Origin of the sequence: Streptomyces sp. NPDC006512, assembly GCF_040611935.1 — a bacterium.
In the GTDB taxonomy this organism is placed as follows: domain Bacteria; phylum Actinomycetota; class Actinomycetes; order Streptomycetales; family Streptomycetaceae; genus Streptomyces.
Genome location: NZ_JBEXPG010000024.1, coordinates 1 through 20,507 on the forward strand (window position 1 = coordinate 1; position 20,507 = coordinate 20,507).

The window sequence follows — 20,507 nt, forward strand, 5'->3', positions numbered from 1 at the left end:
GGCCGGGGTGTGGGTCCGGAGGGTGTGGTGGCGTTGGTGCTGCCGCGTTCGGTGGACATCGTGGTGGCGCAGCTGGCGGTCCTGAAGGCGGGTGGTGCGTATCTGCCGGTGGATCCGGAGTATCCGGCGGAGCGCATCGACTACATGCTGGCCGACGCTCGCCCGGTACTCGTCCTGCGTGAACTCCCGGTGCTGGACGAGACGTCCGCCGTCAGCCGCCCGGCGGTCACCGTGGAGGCGCGGAACCCCGCGTACGTGATCTACACGTCGGGTTCGACGGGGCGTCCGAAGGGTGTGGTGGTGGGGCACGGGGGTCTGGCGAGTTTCGCGCGGGCACAGGTGGAGCGGTTCGGTGTGGAGGCGGGCAGCCGGGTGCTGCAGTTCGCGTCGCCGAGTTTCGACGCTTCGGTGCTGGAGCTGGTGATGGCGTTCGCCGCGGGTGCGGCGCTGGTGGTGCCGCCGGCGGGTCCGCTGGCTGGTGAGGTGCTGGGCGGGGTGCTGGTCGACGAGGGCGTGACGCACGCGCTGATTCCGCCGGCGGCGCTGGCGAGTGTTCCGGTGGGTGAGTTCCCGTTGTTGCGTTCGCTGGTCGTGGGTGGTGATGCCACGTCGGCGGAGCTGGTGGACCGGTGGGCTCCGGGGCGTCGGATGGTCAACGCGTACGGTCCGACGGAGTCCACGGTGGTGGCGACGACCTCGTCCGCGCTGGTTTCGGGTGGCGGGGTTCCCTCGATGGGAACGCCGGTGCCGGGGACGCGTACGTATGTGCTGGACGAGGCGCTGCGGCCGGTGGCTCCGGGTGTCGCGGGAGAGCTGTACCTCGCGGGGGCGGGTCTGGCGCGCGGCTATCTGGGCCGGCCGGGTCTGACGGCGGAGCGTTTCGTCGCCGACCCGTACGGTCCCTCCGGCACGCGGATGTACCGGACCGGAGACGTGGTCCGCTGGACCCGCGACGGCCAGCTCGCCTACCTGGGCCGGTCGGATGACCAGGTGAAGGTGCGTGGGTTCCGGATCGAGCTGGGTGAGGTCGAGACGGTGCTGGCCGGGCATGCCTCGGTCGCGCGGGCCGTGGTGGTCGTGCGTGAGGACCAGCCCGGCATCAAGCGTCTGGCCGCCTACGTGGTCCTGTCTCCCGGCGCGGTCCTGGACACGGACGCGCTGCGCGCCCATATCGGCGCGGTCCTCCCGGACTACATGGTCCCGGCGGCGTTCGTGGCCCTGGACGCCCTCCCGCTCACGGTCAACGGCAAACTCGACCGCAGGCAGCTCCCCGCACCCGGATCCGACACCGCCCCCGCCGGCCGCGGCCCCCGCTCCGCACAGGAGGAGGTCCTCTGCGGCCTGTTCGCCGAAGTCCTCAAGGTCGACCGGGTCGGCATCGACGACAGCTTCTTCGAACTGGGCGGCGACAGCATCACCTCCATCCAGCTCGTCAGCCGCATCCGCTCCGTCCTCGGCGTCAAGCTCAGCAACCGCGGCATCTTCGAAACCCCGACCGTCGCCCGGCTCACCGACAAGCTCGGCTCGGGCCAGGACGGCGACGGCTTCGAGGTGCTCCTGCCGCTGCGCACCGGCGGCGAGCGGCCCCCGCTCTTCTGCGTCCACGGCGCGGGCGGCCTCAGCTGGCCGTACTCGACCCTGCTGGGCCACATCTCGGCCTCCTACCCCGTCTACGGCCTCCAGGCCCGCGGCCTGAACGGAGAGGGTCCGATCGCCACCGGTGTCAGCGAGATGGCGGCGGACTACGTCGAGCAGATCCGCTCGGTCCAGCCCGCCGGTCCCTACCACCTCATCGGCTGGTCCTTCGGCGGCCTCGTCGCACACGAGATCGCCACGCAGCTCACCGAGGCGGGGGAGAGGGTCGCCCTGCTCGCCAACCTCGACCAGACCCCGTACGACGAGTCCTGGAAGGACGACGACTACACCCTCCCCACGGAGCGGGACGTCCTGGAGACCCTCCTCGACTTCGTCGGCTACGACCTCGCCGAACTGCGCTCCCAGCCCCTCGACCACCAGCGTGCGATGGAACTCATCCGCGGCCGGGACAGCGCGCTCGGCAGCCTGGAGGAGCACCACATCTCGGCCTTCGTCAAGGTCGGCATCAACAACCACGTGCTCAGCGCCGCCTACCGGCCGCGCCGGTTCGACGGCGAGCTGCTGCTCTTCGTCTCCACGGCCGGCACCGACGACCCCGCGGCCAAGACGGAGGACTCCGTCACCGCCTGGGAGCCGTACGTCGCCGGCGCCATCACCACCCACCCGGTGCACGCGCACCACGGACACCTGCTCCAGCCGGAACCGGCGGCCGAGATCGGCCGCGTCGTCCTGGAGAAGCTCGCCGGTCAGCTGGCCCCCGTCAACTGACCCGTCCCGACCACACAGACACAGCAAAGGAGTGGCCGTCATGGAAACGGCAATCTCGGCGGAGGGCCTCCGCAAGCGCTACGGCGACCACCAGGCGCTGAACGGCATCGACCTGGAGGTGCCCGCGGGCACCATCCTCGGGGTGCTCGGGCCCAACGGGGCGGGCAAGACCACCACCGTGCGCATTCTGGCGACCCTGCTCGACCCGGACGAGGGCCGGGCCACCGTCGCGGGCTACGACCTGGCCACCCAGGCCAAGCTGATCCGCGCCAACGTGGGCCTCACCGGCCAGTACGCGGCCGTCGACGAACGGCTGACCGGCCGGGAGAACCTCCAGCTCATCGGCACCCTGCTGCGCCTGGGCCGCAAGGGCGCACGGGCCCGCGCGACCGAGCTGCTGGAAAAGTTCGGCCTGGTGGACGCCGCCGACCGCATGGCCAAGACGTACTCGGGCGGTATGCGCCGGCGCCTCGACCTCGCCGCGAGCCTGGTCGCGAGCCCGCCGGTGCTCTTCCTGGACGAGCCGACCACCGGACTGGACCTCACCAGCCGGCTCGCCCTCTGGGAGATGATCAAAGAACAGGTGGACCGCGGCGTGACCGTGCTGCTGACCACCCAGTACCTGGAGGAGGCCGACCAGCTCGCCGACCGCATCGCGGTCATCGACAAGGGCCTGGTCATCGCCGACGGCACGCCCGACGAGCTCAAGCGCAAGGTCGGCGGCGAGCGGCTGGAGGTGTCGGTCGCCTCGGCCGCCGACCTGGCCGCCGCGACCCGGGTGCTCGCCGACGTCTCACCGGGGGAGCCGGTCGTGGACCACGAGGGCCGCACCGTCTCGGTGCCGCTCACGGGCGGCGTGAACACCATCGCCGCCGCGGCCACCGGCCTGGAGCGCCTCGGCATAGAACCCCAGGACTTCGCGGTCCGCCGCTCCTCCCTCGACGACGTCTTCCTCGCCCTGACCGGCCGGCAGGAAACGCCCGGCGACCCGGCCCGGCAGAGCGAACGACCCGAGCAGCCCGAGCAGACGAAGGAGATGCAGGCGGCATGACCGAGGTGATCAGCGACTCGTTCGCACTCGCGGGCCGCCAGATGCGGCACATCCGGCGGATGCCGGAGCAACTCCTCGGCATCACCGTGATGCCGGTGGCCTTCGTCCTCGTCTTCGGCTACCTCTTCGGCAGCGCCATGGAGGTACCCGGCCAGGGCGGCTACAAGGAATACATCATGGCCGGCATCTTCGCCCAGGTGATGCTGGCCAACCTCACCACCACGGCCATCGGCGTGGTCGAGGACCTCAACAACGGCTTGGTGGACCGGTTCCGGGCGCTGCCGATCTCCCGCTCCTCGGTGCTGCTCGGCCGCACCACCGCCGACCTGGTCCTGGTCGGCTGGACCAGCGCGATCATGGCCCTCGTCGGCTACCTGATCGGCTGGCGGGCGCACAACGGCGTGCTCCAGACCCTGGCCGGCTTCGGGCTGCTGCTCCTCATGGGCTTCGCGATGTCCTGGGTGGGCGCGCTGGTGGGCCTGAGCCTGCGCAGCCCGGAAGCGGTGAGCGCCCTCTCCGGCGTCGTGATGATGCCGCTGGCCTTCCTCTCCAACGCCTTCGTGCCGCCGGAGGGGCTGCCGGGCTGGATGCGCGTGATCGTGGAGTGGAACCCGGTCAGCGCGGTGGTCTCCGCCGCCCGTGACCTGTTCGGCAACGAGCGGGGGACCTCCAGCGGCGCCTTCCCCTCCGAACACCCGGTCATCGCCGCCCTCGTGGTGCTGCTCGTCCTGCTCGCCGTGGTGGTCCCCCTGGCCGGCCGCGCCTACCAGCGGGCCGCCGCCCGGCGCTGAGACGCGTACGGGACGCCCTCACGGAACGTCCGTACGCCGAGGAGGCCCGGCCCCCTCAAGGGGGCCGGGCCTCCTCGGCCGGCGCGGCGGGACGTCAGCGCCGGTGGCCGGAGCCGATCATCATGAACAGCACCCGCAGCACCAGCACCGAGCTGATCACCAGCAGGTTGTAGCCGAACAGCTCGAACAGTCCGAAGCCCTCGCTCAGCATGGGACCGCCCTCGGTGCGCAGCATCTGTACGCCGACGAGTCCGATCACCCCGCCCAGGAACGCCAGCAGCACCTCGTGCACCAGCGAGCGCAGGAACCGCCGGTCCTCGGAATCCGCGAAGAGCCGTACGCCGACGGTCAGCTGGCCGCCCTCGACCGCCGCACCGATCCGCTCGATGCGCCGCGGCAGCCGGCGCAGCATGGGGACGAGCCCCAGGAGCTCCTCCGTCACCGACCTGCCCAGCGCCTCCGGCTTGAGCTTGCGCAGGTGCTGGGTGACGGCGAAGGAACGCGCCTCGGTGACGATGTCGAAGCCGGGGACCAGACGGTCCAGCGACCCCTCCATGGTGGCCAGGGCGCGGAAGACGGCCGCTATCTCCGGGGGCACGCTGATCCCGTGCCGCGAGACGATCGCGAACAGGTCGGCGAACATCTCCCGGTCCGGTTTGACGCCGGGAGCGAAGTGCCGGGCCAGGAACTGGCCGAGCGCCCGTTCCAGCTTCCGCTCGTCTATGTGCTCGGGGTGCACCACCAGCGCCAGCAGCGCGTCCGACAGTCCGGCCGGGTCGCCGCGGTGCAGTGCGAGCAGCATGCCGCTCAGCGTCGTCCGCAGCGAACGGTCGATGCGTCCCACCGAGCCGAAGTCGAGCATGCCGAGCCGGCCGTTGTCGAGGAGCAGCAGATTGCCCGGATGCGGGTCGGCGTGGAAGACCCCGCTGGTCATGATCTGCCCCAGCAGGCACTCCAGCATCGCAGTGGCCAGGGACTGCCGGTCCAGGCCCCGTTCGTCGAGCAGCCGCGACACGCTGTGCAGCGGAGTGCCCGCCATCCACTCGGTGACCAGGACCCGCTTCCCGGACAGCTCCTCGTGGACCTCGGGCACCCGGATCACCGAGTCTCCGCCGGCCGCCTCGATCGCCGCCGCCACGGAGAGCGTGTTGCGGGCCTCTATGCGGAAGTCGAGCTCCTCCTGGACCGACACCGCGAACCCCCGGGCCAGTGCGAGCGCGCCGACGCTGCGCCCCCAGTCGGTGTGCTTCTCCAGCCGCGCCGCGAACCGGTAGAGGATGTCCAGGTCGTCCACGACGATCTCGCGCGCGCCCGGCCGCTGCACCTTCACCGCGACCTGTTTCCCGCACGCCAGGCGTGCCCGGTGCACCTGGGCTATCGACCCGGCGGCCACCGGCCGGGGGTCGAACTCGGCGAACACCTCGCCGGGCGGCGCTCCCAGTTCCTCGTGCAGCACCTGCTCGACGGCCTCCCACGGGTCGGGGGAGGCCTGGTCCTGCAGTGAGCTCAGCTCGTCGATGAACTCCGGCGGCAGCAGGTCGTACCGGGTGGACATCACCTGCCCCAGCTTGACGAAGGTGACCCCGGCCTCCTCCAGCGCCAGCCGCAGCGACGGCGCGAGCGCCGCGCGTTCGGCCGCCGCCCCGGGCCCGCGCCGGGAGCGGCCGCTGATGAAACGGCCCAGCCCGTGCCGGACGAAGATCCGGCTGAGCCGCCCGTACCGGCGGGTGCGGGCGAAGCTGCGGCGCAACGAGCGGGGCAGCCGCACCAGGCCGCGTACCGCGCCCGAGGGCACCAGTACCTCGGTGGCCGCGAGGAACAGCATCGCGACCACGAGCGACACCCCGATCTCCAGGGAGATCAGGGCCAGGGGCTGCACGTCGCGCAGCGGGTAGCTGACCAGCGTGCCCGAGGCCAGCCCGACGCTGCCCGTCAGCAGCGCGCGTCCCTTGCCCAGCTCCACGCCGAGCAGCCGGCGCGCCCCGGAGGCGAGTCCGGCGACGAAGACGGTCAGGGACAGCGCGGCCAGCAGGACGAGAACGGCCGTGTTCATCGCCGGCGCCGCCGCCGCGCGGCGTACGAGAGGGTCACCAGCGCCAGCAGGGGCCCCCACAGCAGCAGCGGCGCGTAGAGCCAGCCCATGACGGCCCGGTGCGTGCCCGTCAGGTTGGACTGGTCCACGGTGTCCCAGATCATCAGCTGGCTGATCGTCACCACGGTGAGGATCAGGGCGCCGAGCAGCGCCACCGTCACCGCCGCCCCGGTGCGCACCGGGCGCCCTCCGATGAACGGCAGCCGGCGCGGCGCGACGAGGCCCCAGTTCCGGACCAGACCGAGCGTCAGCAGCGCCGCGCCCTCCTGGGCCAGCGAGATCGCCGGCAGGATCAGGTACCCGGTGCCGGGAAGCCCGTAGTCGGTGCGCAGTACCTCCTCGCTGTACCCGACGGGGATGCCGACGGTCATGGCGAGGCGCCAGAGGGTGGAGGGCAGCACGATCAGGGGGACGGCGTGCGCGGCCCAGACCGCCCATCTCGGTGGCGGTGGTGTGGCCAGGGCTGCCGAACGGGCCGGGGTGCTGACGTGTGTCGTCATGTCGTCAAGGCTGCCAATCTGATCGTAAGGCACACAACCGGACCGGAATTCTATGGAACGAACCCGTCCATTTCTGTCGTGCTGTCAGGTTGCTGCCAGTCAGGCCCGAACAGGCCAGGCGCATTGAGTCACGAGCGGCCCCCCTGTGAAGTTGATCCGGAAAGCGAAAAGACCGCCGGGATTCTTCTTCCCGGCCATCGAAAGGAAATTGCCATGACGAAGAAGGTCTACGAGGTTCCCGCGTTCGCGGCCGCCGGCTCCTTCCGCGCCGACACCGGCATGGGCCTCCCGGCCGGATTCTGGGACTGGAACGGCGTGCGCGGCTGGCTGTAATTCCCGGACCTCTCGCAGGAGCTGACGATGCCGGACCGCGGCGCACCGTTCTTCTTCGTATTCCCTGACAACGAGGCGGCGTCCGCCGTGGCCCGGCGCCTGCGCGAGGACCAGCCCGGCAGCCTGTCGTCCGTGGCACACGCCTCCGGACGTGACTGGATCGTCGGCCGGTGGGAACCGTCCGACCTCCTCGTGGCGCGGGCGGGCCGTACCGCCCTCGCCCTGATCGGCACCTTCCCGCACGACCTGGCCGGCGCGCTCACCCAACGGGCCGGCCGGCTGCGCGACCCGGCGGAGCTGGACGACCTGGCCCTCACCCTGCCCGGCCAGTTCCACCTGCTGGCCTCCGTGGACGGAACCCTGCGCGTGCAGGGCTCCGCCTACGGGGCCCGGCGCGTCTTCCACACCCGCACCCGCGGCACCCTCGTGGCCGGGGACCGGGCCCTCGAACTCGCCCGGCTGGCCGGCCTGGAACCGGACCCGGCCGCCGTCGCCATCCACCTCCTGGGCATGGCACCCGCCCCGCTCGACCAGCGCCCCCTGTGGTCGGCGCTCACCGCCGTCCCCGCGGGCACGGCCCTGCTGGCCCGCCCCGACGGCACCCCGTCCCACCGGCGCTGGCACCGCCCGCCGGAACCCGGCACGCCCATCGGCGACGGAGCCGCGGCGGTCCGGGAGGCCCTGCTGGCCGCCGTGGAGGTCCGTACCGCCCCGGGCGGGCTGATCAGCGCCGACCTCTCCGGTGGCCTGGACTCCACCACCGTGTGCTTCCTCGCCGCCCGCGACCCCCGCGCACGGATGATCGCCTGCACCTCCACCGGCGACGAGGCCTTCAACGAGGACGGCCAATGGGCCCGCTGGGCCGCCGAGGACCTGCCGGGCGTCGAGCACTACATCCTGCCGAACGAGGAACTCCCGACGTTCTACGACGGGTTCGACGACCCGGGCCTGCTCCTCGACGCCCCCAACGCGCTGGCCGCGTCCCGCCGCCGTGCCATGGTCATCGCCACCAGGATGGCCGCCCGCGGCTCCCGGCTCCACCTGACCGGCAACGGGGGCGACAACCTGTTCGTCGGCCTCCCCCACCATCTGCACACCATGGTCGCCCGCCGGCCGCTGCTCGCCCTGCGGCGCCTCGGCGGCTACCGCGCACTGCTCTCCTGGCCGCTGGCCCCCGTCGCCCGCCAGCTCGCCGACCGCCGCGGCTACCGTCGCGCCCTGGCGGCCACCTCACTGCGCGGCCTGCCGGAACGCGTGCCCGGAAGGCCGGCCCTCGGCTGGCTGTGGCCGCCGTCCGTGGCCTCCTGGCTGACCGAGGACTGCCTGCGGCTGCTGGAGGGAGAACTGGCCGCCGCCGCCCCCACCGCCGAGCCGTACGGGCCCACCCCCGGCCGGCACGTCGAACTGGCGGCCCTCCACCAGGTGGCCCGCGACAACGAGGCGATCGAAGAGGCCGGCCGGGTGGCCGGAGTGCCGATGTCCGCGCCCTTCCTGGACGACCGGGTCGTGGAAGCGGCCCTCTCGGTCCGCCTCGAAGACCGCGTCGACCCCTGGGCGTACAAGCCGGTGCTGGTCCGGGCGATGGACGGCCTGGTGCCCCGCCGTTCCCTGTCCCGCGCCACGAAGGGCGAGGGCACCATGGACGCCGCGGCCGGCCTCTACCGCAACCGCGAGGCGCTGACCGGCCTGTGGGAGGACAGCCTCCTCGGCCGGGCCGGCCTGGTGGACGAGGCCGCACTGCGCCGCCTGTGCGCCGTCCCCACCGCCCCGGAGCTGCGCGACGACCGCTTCGTGTCCACCCTCGCCGCCGAGATGTGGCTGCGTACGACCGCGAACACCAGAGGAGCCCTGGCATGAAACTGGTCCACCACGAGTACCTCAAGCTCGCCACCACCGACTACGGTGCGGTGCTGCTCGACGCCAAGTCCGGCGCCTACTGGCAGCTCAACCCCACCTCCGCGACGATCGTGAGCGCCCTGCTCGACGGCGGCCAGGCCGAGGACGCCACCCGCCGCCTCACCGAGGAGTACGACGTCGACGCCGAGCGCGCGGCCGCCGACGTCCACGCCGTGCTGACGGCGATGGCCGAGGCGGGCGTGGTGGCGGCATGAGCGTCACCACCGCCCTGCCCACCGACCGGGCCCGTTTCCCGCTGCGCCGCCGGCTGGCGGCCCGGTCGGCGGTCGGCGCGGCCCGCCTGCTCACCCGCCTCGCGCCGCACCGGCTGGAGCGCGTCCTGACCCGGATCGCGCGCGGCGCGGTACCGGCGACCGCGGAACAGGCGGCCGAGGCACGAGAACTCGTACTCACGTCCAGCCTGCTGATGAACGGGCTGCGCAGCTGCCTGCCCCGCTCCGTGGCCGTCGCGCTGACCTGCCGGCTGGGCGGCACCTGGCCCACGTGGTGCGTCGGAACACTGACGAACCCGCCGTTCAACCCCCACGCGTGGGTGGAGGCCGAGGGCAGGCTCATCGGTGAGAAGGGCGATCACACGAACTGGGCGCGGCTGATCTCGGTGGCCGCGCCGTCCCCGGTCACTGACAGCCGCGCTGCCAGTTCCACCCGATGAACGTGTGGCGCAACGACACGTCGAAACTGCAGGTGGCGGTCCCGTCGGCCTTCAGGTCCACGGCCGAGTGGTGCGTGTTGGCGTACCAGCCGCCCGAAGGGTCGAAGATCCCCTTGTAGGTGAAGTCGGCGTGCGCCTCCGTCCGCGAGACATCGCAGTCGGTGGCGCAGTCGGTGTTCTTGGCCGCGGACTTCAGGCTCCAGCCGGCGTTCCACGGCTCGCGGTTCCACTGCTGCGTGACCTCGGTGGAAGCGGCCGTGACGCGATTGCCGTCCGAGGTCCACTGCGAGGTCGTGTACAGGCCGGTCATACGGATGTTGCAGCAGTCGAACATCTCGTTCCAGCTCTTGAACTGACGGGTGGCACCGGCGGCCGTGGCGGCCGCGGCCCCCGTCGCGGGCGCGGCGGCGGACTTCGCTGCCGCGCTTTCGCGTGCCGGTACGAGCGTGACCTCGCCGAGGACGGGCCGGCAGTCCTCACCGATCGTGACCTGCTGCCGCACGGCCATTCCGGCGGGCGGCGCGGGCAGTTCACCGGTCAGGCGCACTGCGCCGCAGGGCGTCGCCTCCCGGTCGGCGCGCCCGCCGGACGCGCCCGTGTTCCCGGCGGCGGTGGCGGCGGTGGTGGTGGCCGTGAGCGCCAGAGTCAGCACGCCGGTGGCGAGCGCGGCGGCGAGCGTGGTTCGGTTGCGCAATTCCCCAAGCCTTCCCTCGTGAGTGATCGCAAGGGAGCGTAGGCGGCGATCTTTCCCGCCCGAACGGGCCGTCACAACCTTGGCAGGAAGCTGACAGTGCTGGTCGGACGGTGTGCGCCGGGCCGGCGGGAAGCACCTCGCGCGACGCCGCCCGGCCCGCCCCACCCGTGAGGCAGGGGCGAACCGGGCGGCGCACGGTCGTGCCCGGGGAGGCCCGGAGGGCCGTCAGACCATGCTGCGGTCGTCCGTTCGGGAGCCGTCCCCGGCGGCGGACCCGCCCGGGCCCGTACCCGCCGCGCCGCCCTGCCCGCCCGTGGCCGGCAGGGTGTTCCTGTGCCCGGGCCACCAGGCGCGGGCGCCGAGCAGGCTGGTGAGGGTGGGCACGAGCAGCAGCGCCATGACGAACGCGGTGAGCAGGATGCCGAACGCGACCGCGAAGCCCATCTGCTGGAGCATGGAGTTCTTGGCGAGCATCAGCACCCCGAAGGTGCCCGCCAGGATGACCGCGGCGGCGGTGATGGTCGGCGCGGACGCGGAGACGGCCCGGCGGACGGCCTCGCGCGGGGTGCGCCCGGCACCGATCTCCTCGCGGAGGCGGGCCACCATCAGGATGTTGTAGTCCGTACCGATGGCCACGACGAAGAGGTAGACGACCACGGGCAGGGTGAACAGCAGCCCCTTCTCGCCCGCGCCGTTCTGGAAGACCCAGACCGTCGCGCCGAGGGTGGCCGCGAACCCGAGGGCGACCGACGCCATGAGGTACAGCGGGGCGACCACGCTGCGCAGCAGCAGACCCAGGATGAGCATGATGGCGAGTCCGGCGGCCGGGAAGACCACCTTGTAGTCGCGGCTGACGGCCGTACTGATGTCGCCGAGCACGGCCGAAGTGCCACCGACCAGCGCCCGGGTGCCTTCGGGCGCGGCCCGGTGGGCGGCGTCACGCAGCGGCCCGGAGACCAGGTCGAGGGCCTTGTCCTCGGTGGGACGGTACTCCAGGACCACGCTGTACTGCGCGACGCTGCCGTTCGCGCCGGGCAGGGCGGGGGAGACCTGGCCGACGCCCTCGATCTTCAGCGCGGCGCCGAACGCCTCCAGCTGCGCCCGGTCCAGCGGGGTGCCGTCGCGCTTCTCCAGGTAGACCGAGGTCGGGTCGGTCTGACCGGCGGAGAAGCCGCGCTGGAGGTCCTTCATCGCCGTCACGGACTCGAGGTCCTGCGGCAGGGAACTGTCGGCGTCGAACGCCGGCTGGAAGCCGAGCACGCCGACGGCGAGCACCGCGAGGACCGCCGAGGTGAGCGCCGCGACGATGCCCGGACGCTTCGCCGCAACAGAGCCGATCTTGCCTGCGAAGGCGTTCTTCGGCTCCTTCTTCCACGCCTTGGACGGCCAGAACGCCTTCGTGCCGAGCAGCGAGAACACCGCCGGAACCAGGGTCAGCCCCGCGAGCAGCGCCACCGCCACCGAGATCGCCAGCGACGGCCCCATGGCCCGCAGCATGCCCATCGTGGACAGGAGCAGCGCCAGGAACGCGACGATGACCGCACCCGCCGCCGAGGCGATCGTCTCGCCCACGAGCGAGACGGCACTGATCATGGCCTGCTTGGGGTCCTGTCCGCCGCGCAGCTGCTCGCGGTAGCGGAACAGCAGGAACAGGATGTAGTCGGTGCCGACGCCGAAGAGGACCACGATCAGGATCGCCGAGATGGACGCGTCCGCCTTCAGCCCCCCGAGCTCCGCGGCGGTCGAGATCAGTCCGGTGGCCACCATGAACGCCAGGCTGATGATGACGACGGGCAGGATCGCGATGAGCGGGCTGCGGAAGATGACCAGCAGCAGGACCACGATGAGGAGCAGCGTCGCCGACATGATCATGGCGTCGCTGTCGCCCGAGGCCTCCTTGGCGTCCACCGCGCTGGCCGCGGCACCGGTGACACCGATGGTCAGGTCGGTGCCGGCCAGCAGGGACCGGGCCTCCGCGCGCAGCTCCTTGACGGACTCCCCGAGCTCCGGGTCGTAGGGGTCCTTGACCGTGGCGAGGACCTGCGCGAGCGCTATCTCACCGTTGGGGGAGACGGCCTCCGGGCTGCTCGTCACCGCCTTGACCTTCGTCAGGCCCTTGTCCTGGAGCCCGGCGGCGACCTTGACGACGGCCGCCTTGTCGGCCTCCGTCAGGGCCTTCTTGTCGGTCCGCTGGAAAACGGCGACGGCGGCCGGCTGCTCATGCTGGGGGAACGCGCGTTCCTGTGCCTTCGCCGCCTGGATCGACTCGTAGTGGGAGGGCAGGAATTCGGCCTGGTCGCTGGTGGACTTCAGCTGCGGGGCCAGTGCGGCGAGTGCCACCGCCGCTATCAGCCAGGCCGAGATGGTCACCCAGGGCCGGAGGACGGCAAACCGTCCGATCCGTCCGAACATGAGACTCCTTCACAAGCGTTTTATGGCAAGGGAATTTCTCGCGGAGCCTAGCCCGGGAAAAGAAATGCGCATCCGGCGCTGTCCGGTTGTTGTCAGTTCCACCGAATCTCGATCCGCATGGCAGGAAGCTGCCAAACCCCTGGTCGTGGGCGGGTTCAGGTCGTAGTGGCACCTTCATGACAGCCCTGTTGTACGGGGCCGGGCCCCCGGCGATGCTCTCGAATGCATATCCGTGAAATCAGTATTCACCTTTGTTGCGGAGGGCCCATGGGCGCTGGACACGAGTACGGGGCCGGGACGGCCGCGCCGTCCGCTCTTCCCGCGGCCCGGCTGCTGAGCCGACTCGCCCTGGACGAACCCGAGTTCGAGACGAGGATGCGGGAAGCCCTCACCCGGGCCGAGAAATGGCTCCAGGCCACCGCACACGACGCCCTCGACCCCCGCGTCGCCGCCCTCACCGGCCACCTCGCCGACGCGGGCGGCAAACGCCTGCGACCCTTGCTGGTTCTGCTCGGCGCCGAGTTCGGCGATCCGTGGGCCCACGGGGTCACCCAGGCCGCCGCCATCTCCGAGCTCGTCCACATCGCCTCGCTCTACCACGACGACGTCATGGACGGCGCCGCCACCCGCCACGGCGTCCCCAGCGCCCACGCCCGCTGGGGTGAGCGCGCCGCCGTCCTCGGCGGGGACTGGCTGCTCGCCCGCGCCGCCCAGCTCGCCGCCGACCTCGGACCCGCCGCCGTGCACCTCAACGCACACGCCGCCGGACGGCTCGTCGCCGGCCAGCTCCGCGAACTGGCCGGTCCCGGCCCCGACGAGGACCCGGTCACCCACTACTTCCACGTCGCCGCCGGCAAGACCGCCGCCCTGCTCGCCATGTCACTCGGCATCGGCGCCACCCAGGCCTGCGCCCCCGCCGCGGCCGTCGCCGCCCTCACCGACTGCGGCGAACAGCTCGGCATCGCCTTCCAGATAGCCGACGACCTCCTCGACCTCACCTCCCCGGCCGCACTCACCGGCAAGGAACGCGGCAAGGACCTGCTGGCCGGCGTACAGAGCCTGCCCGTGCTGCTCGCCCGCGAGAGCACCGACCCGGCCCAAGCCGAACTGCGCGACCTCCTCACCGCCGGCCCCGTCCCGGCCACCGCCCTGCCCCGCGCCCTGGAACTGTTCGAGCACGCGCCGGCGCTGGCCGAGACCGAGGCCGTGATGCACCGCCGGCTCGACCGCGCCCGCACCGCCCTGGCCGCACTGCCCGACCTGCCCGCCCGCCGCGCCCTGCTCGCCCTCTGCGACTACGTCGCCCTCCGCACCAGCTGAACCGCAAGGAGCCGCCGCCCATGACCATGGCCGAACGGATCGCCGAACTCGTCCGCATCCGCCAGGAAGTACTCGAAGGCGTCCCGGCCGCCACCGAGGCGCAGCACGCCAAGGGCAAACTGACCGCCCGCGAGCGCATCGCCCTCCTCCTCGACGAAGGGTCCTTCCACGAGGTCGAGCAACTGCGCCGGCACCGGGCGACCGGCTTCGGCCTGGAGGCGAAGAAGCCCCACACCGACGGCGTCATCACCGGCTGGGGCACCGTCGAGGGCCGTACGGTCTTCGTCTACGCCCACGACTTCCGCATCTTCGGCGGCGCCCTCGGCGAAGCCCACGCCGAGAAGATCCACAAGATCATGGACCTGGCCATCGCGGCCGGCGCCCCACTGGTCTCCCTCAACGACGGCGCGGGCGCCCGCATCCAGGAGGGCGTCTCCGCCCTCGCCGGGTACGGCGGCATCTTCAAGCGCAACACCCGGGCCTCCGGGGTCATCCCGCAGATCTCGGTCATGCTCGGCCCCTGCGCCGGCGGCGCCGCCTACTCCCCGGCGCTCACCGATTTCGTGTTCATGGTCCGCGAGACCTCACAGATGTTCATCACCGGCCCCGACGTGGTCAAGGCCGTCACCGGCGAGGAGATCACCCAGAACGGCCTCGGTGGCGCCGACGTCCACGCCGAGACCTCCGGCGTCGCGCACTTCGCGTACGACGACGAGGAGACCTGCATCGCCGAGGTCCGCTACCTCCTCACCCTGCTCCCCTCCAACAACCGCTCCACCCCGCCCGCCACACCCTGCGACGACCCCCTCGACCGGCGCTGCGAGCGCCTCCTCGACCTGGTACCCCTCGACGGCAGCCGCCCCTACGACATGCGCGAGGTCATCGCCGAGATCGTCGACGACGGAGAGCACATGGAGGTCCACGAACGCTGGGCCACCAGCGTCATCACCACCCTGGCCCGCCTCGGCGGCCAGGTCGTCGGCATCGTCGCCAGCCAGCCGCAGTCCCTCGCCGGAGTCCTGGACATCCACTCCTCCGAGAAGGCCGCCCGCTTCGTCCAGCTGTGCGACGCCTTCTCGATCCCGCTGGTCACCCTGGTCGACGTACCCGGCTTCCTGCCCGGCGTCGGCCAGGAACACGGCGGCATCATCCGGCACGGCGCCAAGCTGCTCTACGCCTACTGCAACGCCACCGTGCCCCGCGTCCAGGTCATCCTGCGCAAGGCCTACGGCGGCGCGTACATCGTCATGGACTCCCGCTCCATCGGCACCGACGTCTCCTTCGCCTGGCCGGCCAACGAGATCGCCGTCATGGGCGCCGAAGGAGCGGCGAACGTCGTCTTCCGCCGCCAGATCGCCGCCGCCGACGACCCCGGCGCCGTCCGGCAGCAGCTCGTCAAGGAGTACAAGGCCGAGCTGATGCACCCCTACTACGCCGCCGAACGCGGCCTCGTCGACGACGTCATCGACCCCGCCGACACCCGCTCCGCCCTGATCGGCGCCCTCGGCATGCTCCGCACCAAGCACGCCGTGACCCCCACCCGCAAGCACGGCAACCCCCCGATGTGAGGACGGCCCCATGTCCACGGCACTGCCCGCAGCACGGCCCGCAAGAGCGGCGACCCCGGTCCTGGACGGCCCCCTGGCCCCCGCCCTCTTCAAAGTCATCAACGGGCGCCCCACCCCCGAGGAACTCGCCGCCGTGGCCGCCCTGATCGCCGCCCTGACGGCCGCTCACGAAGGCACCGCCCACCCCGCGGCCGACCGCACCGCCCCCTGGCAGCCCTCCCCCCTCCTCCCGCCCGCATCCTGGCAGGCAGGCGGCTGACCTGGGCCGGGGCCGGGCCTGGCAGCTTGCTGCCGCCCGCGTTGCCCGCCCCGCGGCACGGCCTGTACCCCAGAAACAGCGGCGCATCGGTCGTTCGGGTACGGCTGCGGCCGAGTGAGGAGGGCAGCCGTGCTCCAGCTGGTGTTCCGGATCCTGGGCCCCCTGGACATCAGTGCCGAGGGCCGCCCCGTCGCCCTCCAGGGCGCCCGGCAGCGCACCATCATGTCGATGCTGCTGCTCAACCCGGGGCGGGTGGTCTCCGTCGACACGCTCGCCGACGCCGTCTGGTACGGCAGCCCGCCGGCCACCGCCCGCAACCAGATCGCCATCTGCGTCTCCGCACTGCGCAAGATCCTCAAGACGGCCGTCGGCCTCGACGACCTCCTCGTCACCAGCCACCCCGGCTACATGCTCCACGCCGGCGAGCACCGCATCGACGCCGTCGAGTTCGAGGAACGCGCGGCCGAAGGCCGGGAAGCGGCCCGCCGCGGCCGCACCGACGAGGCCCGCGCCCACTTCGAGGACGCCCTCGCCATGTGGCGGGGCCCCGCCCTGGCCGGCGTCACCGCCGAACGCGTCGAGGCGGAAGCCGCCCGGCTCACCGAACTGCGCCTCGGCGTGCACGAGCAGCTGACCGCCATCCGCCTCGAACAGGGCGGACACCGCGAACTGATCGGCGAACTCACCGGCTTCGTCCGCGAGCACCCGCTGCGCGAACAGGCCCTCGGCCAGCTGATGCTCGCCCAGTACCGCTCCGGGCGCCGCGCCGAAGCACTGGAGGCCTACCGGATCGGCCAGCGCCTGTTCGCCGAGGAACTCGGCATCGACCCCGGCCCCGCACTGCAAGAACTGCACGAGGACATCCTCGCCGACTCGCCCAGACTCACCCAGACCGACGGGACCACCACCCCGGCCGTCGCCGCGGCCGCCGTACCCGCCCACCTGCCGCCCGCCCCGGCCTCCTTCACCGGCCGCACCGCGGAACTCGCCACCCTGGACCGGCTGCTGGAGCACCAGGGCGGCTCCTCCCTGCCCGTCGGCTCGATCGTCGGCACCGGCGGCGTCGGCAAGACGGCCCTGGCCGTCCACTGGTCGCACCAGGTCGCCTCCCGCTTCCCCGACGGGCAGCTCTTCGCCGACCTGCGCGGCTACGACGAGGAGGAGGCCCCCCGCCGCCCCGGCGCCGTCCTGGACCGGTTCCTGCGCGCCCTCGGCGTCCCCGGCCCGCAGATCCCCGCCGAACAGGTCGAACGCACAGCCCTCTTCCGCAGCGTCCTGGACGGCCGCCGGGTCCTGATCGTCCTGGACAACGCCCGTTCCTTCCAGCAGATCCGCCCCCTGCTGCCGGGCACCTCGGGCTGCTGCGTCCTGGTGACCAGCCGCGACAACATGGGCGGGGCCCTGGCCGGCGACTACGCCTTCGTCCCCCTGCACCTGGCCTCCCTCGGCCAGGACGAGGCCATCACCCTGCTCTCCAAGGTCGCCGGCGACGACCGCTTCACCACCGACCCGGTGGGCGCCACCCGGCTGAGCGAACTCTGCGACCGGCTGCCCCTGGCCCTGCGCATCGCCGCCGCCCGGCTCGCCGCGAAACCGCACTGGACCGTCCGTACCCTGGTCGCCCGGCTGGAGGACCAGCGCCGACGGCTGGACGAGCTCAGCCTCGACGCCCGCGGGGTCCGGGCCGGATTCAGACTGAGCTACCGGGACCTGCCCGCCGACACCGCCCGCATGTTCCGCCTGCTGGGCTCGCTCAACATCACCGAATTCTCCGCCTGGGCCGGTGCGGCCCTCCTCGACATCGACCCCGTCGACGCCGAGGACCTCATCGAGCACCTCGTCGACGCCCAGCTGCTGGAACCCCTCAGCGCCGGCAGCGGCCACGTCCGCTACCGGTGCCAGGACCTGCTGCGGCTGTTCGCCCGCGAATGCGCCGTGGCCGAAGACGGAGAGGACGAACTGCGGGCCGCCGTACGCCGCGCCTGCGCGGTGTGGCTGGGCCTGGCCAAGGCGGCGCACCGCCGCATCTACGGCGGCGACTACACCGTCGTACCCGGCTCCGCACCGGTGCGCGAACTGCCCGACCACCTGACCTCCGACCTGCTCGAAGACCCGATGGACTGGCTCGAATCGGAACGCCCCTCCCTCACGGCCCTCATCCAGCAGGCGGCCCGCGACGACGAGTCCGGCTACGCCTGGGACCTGACGATGTCCAGCGTCACCCTCTTCCAGAGCCGCAACTACCTGGAGGACTGGCGCGAGTCCGCCGAAGCCGCCCTGGAAGCCGCCCGCCGCACCGGCGACCGGCTCGGCGAGGCGGCGATGCAGCAGTCCCTGGGCACCCTGGAGATCATCCAGTGGGACCACGACAGCGCCTACGCACGCCTGAACCTGGCCCTCCGCCTGTTCGAGGAGTTGGACCAGGCCCAGGGACGGGCCCTGGTGCTCCGGAACATCGCGCTGTGCGAACGTCACCGGGGCGACCTGGACGGTGCGGTGGAGCGGGGCCGGCTCTCCCTGGAGATCTTCCGGGAGGTCGGCGACCACTACGCCGAGACCCATGTACTGGGCATGCTGGCGCAGATAGAGCTGGAGCGCGGCAACGCGCAGGCATCGCTGATGCTGTCCTCGGAGGCCGTGGCCAAGAGCCGCGGGCTGGGCACCGTCCGGGCGGAGGCGCACAGCACCGTACGGCTGGCCGAGGCGCTGCTGCAGAGCAGGGACGGGGTGCGGGCGGAGGAGGCCTGCCGCAGGGCGATGGAGCTGGTGCTGGGCAGCGGCGACCGGCGGGGCGAGGCCCACGTCCTGCGCGCCCTGGGGGAGGCCCTGTGGTGTCAGGACCGGCTGGAGGAGGCCGAGTCGGTCCTGCGCAGTGCGGTGCGGACCGCGTCGGAGGTGCCGGACGCGTTCCTGGAGGCACGGGCGGCCGGCGCACTGGGAAGCGTACTGATGCTGCGAGGGGACCGGGCCGGCGCCGCGGGCAGCCTGCGGGCTGCGGCGGAGCTGTTCACCGAGGTCGGCTCGCGGGTCTGGCGGGAGTGGGCGGAGCGGATCCTGGTGGTGCTCGCGGAAGGCGAACCGGTCGGCTCACCGGAGCTGTTCGCGCTCGTACGACCCTGATGTCCACGGCGTTCGCGCGGCGGCCGCGGCTCCTCAGACCCACGGGTCGTCCTGGAGGGTCGCGGCCGGGGCGGACACCCACGGGTCGTCCTGGGCGGCGGCCGGGGCGGAGACCCACGGGTCGTCCATCGTGGCCGCGGCGCTGACCGAGACCCACGGATCGTCACCGGCCACGGTGGTGACCGCGGCCGCACCGAGCGCGGCCACCAGGACCGCCGTGGTGGCGGCGACCCGGCCCAGCGGGGCGAGAACGGCGGTGGCGGCGGTGCGGCGGGCGGTGCGGGCGATGCGGTTCACGGTGGGTCTCCTTCGGGTCGGTCTCGGCGCTGCCCTTCGGCATGTCCACCAAGCTAGGGAGACGTCGTTTTTCCCCGCTTTCAAAGCGCTTTCGCTCCACTGAAATCGATCCGAGGACGATGAAAAATCGCAGGTCACTAGCTTTTTCGCAGGGCGGCACGGACAGTCCGGGCCCGCCGGCGAAGACGCGGAGGAGACCATGGACTTCACGCTCCTCGGGCCCGTGGCGGCCGAGCACGACGGCCGTCCGGTCGCCCTGGACGGCGCCAAGCAGCGGACCGTCCTGGCCGCCCTGCTCCTCGCGAACGGCCGGATCGTCACCGACGAGCGGCTCACGGCCCTCCTGTGGGGCGAGGAACCGCCCACCACCAGCACGAGCCAGCTCTACACCTACGTCTCCCGGCTGCGCACCCGGCTCGGCCCGGACCACGGCCTGCGGCGGCACGGCGCCGGCTACCGCATGGACACCGGGGACACCACCGTCGACTGGTACCTCTTCCAGCAGCTCGCCGACGCCGGCCGCGCCGACCTCCGCGCGGGCCGCCACGCCGAAGCCGAACGCCGCCTCGCCGACGCCCTCGCCCTCTGGCACGGCCCGGCCCTCAGCGGCGTCACCGACCACCTCGCCGCCGCCGAGGGCCCCGGCATGACCGAAACCCACCTGGCCACCGTCGAACACCACACGGAGGCCGCCCTGGCCCTGGGCCGGCACGCCACGCTCGTCGCCACCCTGACCCGCGAGGTCACCCGTCACCCGCTCCGCGAGCGGCTGCGCGCCCAGCTGATGACGGCCCTCCACCGCTGCGGCCGCCAGTCCGACGCCCTGACCGCGTACGAAGCGGGCCGCCGCCTCCTCGCCGAAGACCTCGGCATCGACCCCGGCACCGAACTGCGCACCCTCCACCAGCAGATCCTCACGGGAACCCTCCCGCCCCCGGCCTCCCCGGAACCCACCACGCTCCTCCACCCCACCCAGGAACACCCCCCGCCCCTCCCCCCGGCCCCGGCCCTGCCCCCGGCTTCGGCCCCGGCTTCGGCCCTGGCCCCGGCTTCGGCCCTGGCCCCGGCTTCGGCCCCGGCTTCGGCCCTGGCCCCGGCTTCGGCCCCGGCTTCGGCCCTGGCCCCGGCTTCGGCCCC

General features: G+C 72.5%; 17 protein-coding genes. 12 read left to right on the forward strand and 5 right to left on the reverse strand.

What is annotated here, in order from left to right; all coding sequences use genetic code 11:
• The 3 genes from ABZZ17_RS18205 to ABZZ17_RS18215 all read left to right on the forward strand — a co-directional run.
• A partial coding sequence (locus tag ABZZ17_RS18205; RefSeq protein WP_356877131.1) for an amino acid adenylation domain-containing protein occupies nucleotides 1-2,364 on the forward strand: 2,364 nt, incomplete at its 5' end.
• 40 nt (nucleotides 2,365-2,404) lie between these two features.
• Nucleotides 2,405-3,415 carry an ATP-binding cassette domain-containing protein gene (locus ABZZ17_RS18210; RefSeq protein WP_356877133.1) on the forward strand — a complete coding sequence of 337 codons (1,011 nt, stop codon included), beginning with the start codon at nucleotides 2,405-2,407 and terminating at the stop codon, nucleotides 3,413-3,415.
• Nucleotides 3,412-4,206, forward strand: coding sequence for an ABC transporter permease (locus tag ABZZ17_RS18215; RefSeq protein WP_356877135.1), 795 nt, complete (start codon nucleotides 3,412-3,414; stop codon nucleotides 4,204-4,206). Before ABZZ17_RS18210 ends, ABZZ17_RS18215 begins: the two co-directional genes overlap by 4 nt.
• A gap of 94 nt (nucleotides 4,207-4,300) precedes the next feature.
• Here the strand turns inward: ABZZ17_RS18215 and ABZZ17_RS18220 are convergent, their stop codons facing one another.
• Together ABZZ17_RS18220 and ABZZ17_RS18225 are read right to left on the reverse strand one after the other, a co-directional pair.
• Entirely contained in the window at nucleotides 4,301-6,259 is a 1,959-nt protein-coding gene (locus ABZZ17_RS18220; protein WP_356877137.1) for an AarF/UbiB family protein, read from the reverse strand.
• Complete coding sequence (locus ABZZ17_RS18225) at nucleotides 6,256-6,798, reverse strand: hypothetical protein (protein ID WP_356877139.1); 543 nt, start codon at nucleotides 6,796-6,798, stop codon at nucleotides 6,256-6,258. Before ABZZ17_RS18225 ends, ABZZ17_RS18220 begins: the two co-directional genes overlap by 4 nt.
• A gap of 213 nt (nucleotides 6,799-7,011) precedes the next feature.
• Here ABZZ17_RS18225 and ABZZ17_RS18230 point away from each other — a divergent pair, with 213 nt between their 5' ends.
• From ABZZ17_RS18230 to ABZZ17_RS18245, 4 genes are read left to right on the forward strand one after another with little or no spacing between them, the layout of a single operon-like run.
• Nucleotides 7,012-7,131 (forward strand): keywimysin-related RiPP, encoded by a 120-nt coding sequence (locus ABZZ17_RS18230; RefSeq protein ID WP_356877141.1) that lies wholly within the window; start codon nucleotides 7,012-7,014, stop codon nucleotides 7,129-7,131.
• 27 nt (nucleotides 7,132-7,158) lie between these two features.
• Nucleotides 7,159-8,988, forward strand: coding sequence for an asparagine synthase-related protein (locus ABZZ17_RS18235; protein WP_356877143.1), 1,830 nt, complete (start codon nucleotides 7,159-7,161; stop codon nucleotides 8,986-8,988).
• Nucleotides 8,985-9,242 (forward strand): lasso peptide biosynthesis PqqD family chaperone, encoded by a 258-nt coding sequence (locus tag ABZZ17_RS18240; protein ID WP_356877145.1) that lies wholly within the window; start codon nucleotides 8,985-8,987, stop codon nucleotides 9,240-9,242. Before ABZZ17_RS18235 ends, ABZZ17_RS18240 begins: the two co-directional genes overlap by 4 nt.
• On the forward strand, nucleotides 9,239-9,700 hold the full coding sequence (locus ABZZ17_RS18245) for a lasso peptide biosynthesis B2 protein (RefSeq protein ID WP_356877147.1): 462 nt from the start codon (nucleotides 9,239-9,241) through the stop codon (nucleotides 9,698-9,700). The genes ABZZ17_RS18240 and ABZZ17_RS18245 overlap by 4 nt, the downstream gene beginning before the upstream one ends.
• On the opposite strand, the gene ABZZ17_RS18250 is transcribed toward ABZZ17_RS18245, so the two are convergent.
• Together ABZZ17_RS18250 and ABZZ17_RS18255 are read right to left on the reverse strand one after the other, a co-directional pair.
• The gene (locus ABZZ17_RS18250) at nucleotides 9,666-10,394 is read right to left on the reverse strand and encodes a hypothetical protein (RefSeq protein ID WP_356877149.1); all 729 of its coding nucleotides are present in this window, start codon (nucleotides 10,392-10,394) and stop codon (nucleotides 9,666-9,668) included. The genes ABZZ17_RS18245 and ABZZ17_RS18250 overlap by 35 nt on opposite strands.
• A 225-nt stretch (nucleotides 10,395-10,619) precedes the next feature.
• Nucleotides 10,620-12,806, reverse strand: coding sequence for an MMPL family transporter (locus tag ABZZ17_RS18255; RefSeq protein WP_356877151.1), 2,187 nt, complete (start codon nucleotides 12,804-12,806; stop codon nucleotides 10,620-10,622).
• A gap of 267 nt (nucleotides 12,807-13,073) precedes the next feature.
• Between ABZZ17_RS18255 and ABZZ17_RS18260 the strand changes: the two genes are divergently transcribed.
• From ABZZ17_RS18260 to ABZZ17_RS18275, 4 genes are all read left to right on the forward strand, one after another.
• Nucleotides 13,074-14,126, forward strand: a complete 1,053-nt coding sequence (locus tag ABZZ17_RS18260; RefSeq protein ID WP_356877153.1) for a polyprenyl synthetase family protein — start codon at nucleotides 13,074-13,076, stop codon at nucleotides 14,124-14,126.
• A gap of 26 nt (nucleotides 14,127-14,152) precedes the next feature.
• Nucleotides 14,153-15,694, forward strand: coding sequence for an acyl-CoA carboxylase subunit beta (locus ABZZ17_RS18265; RefSeq protein WP_356877336.1), 1,542 nt, complete (start codon nucleotides 14,153-14,155; stop codon nucleotides 15,692-15,694).
• Between the two features lie 10 nt (nucleotides 15,695-15,704).
• Nucleotides 15,705-15,953, forward strand: a complete 249-nt coding sequence (locus ABZZ17_RS18270) for an acyl-CoA carboxylase epsilon subunit (RefSeq protein ID WP_356877155.1) — start codon at nucleotides 15,705-15,707, stop codon at nucleotides 15,951-15,953.
• 129 nt (nucleotides 15,954-16,082) lie between these two features.
• On the forward strand, nucleotides 16,083-19,073 hold the full coding sequence (locus tag ABZZ17_RS18275) for a BTAD domain-containing putative transcriptional regulator (RefSeq protein ID WP_356877157.1): 2,991 nt from the start codon (nucleotides 16,083-16,085) through the stop codon (nucleotides 19,071-19,073).
• 33 nt (nucleotides 19,074-19,106) lie between these two features.
• On the opposite strand, the gene ABZZ17_RS18280 is transcribed toward ABZZ17_RS18275, so the two are convergent.
• A complete protein-coding gene (locus ABZZ17_RS18280) occupies nucleotides 19,107-19,370 on the reverse strand; it encodes a hypothetical protein (protein WP_356877159.1) in 264 nt (87 codons plus the stop codon).
• 199 nt (nucleotides 19,371-19,569) lie between these two features.
• On the opposite strand from ABZZ17_RS18280, the gene ABZZ17_RS18285 reads away from it, so the two are divergent.
• On the forward strand, nucleotides 19,570-20,507 hold a 938-nt coding region (locus tag ABZZ17_RS18285), incomplete at its 3' end, for an AfsR/SARP family transcriptional regulator (protein WP_356877161.1).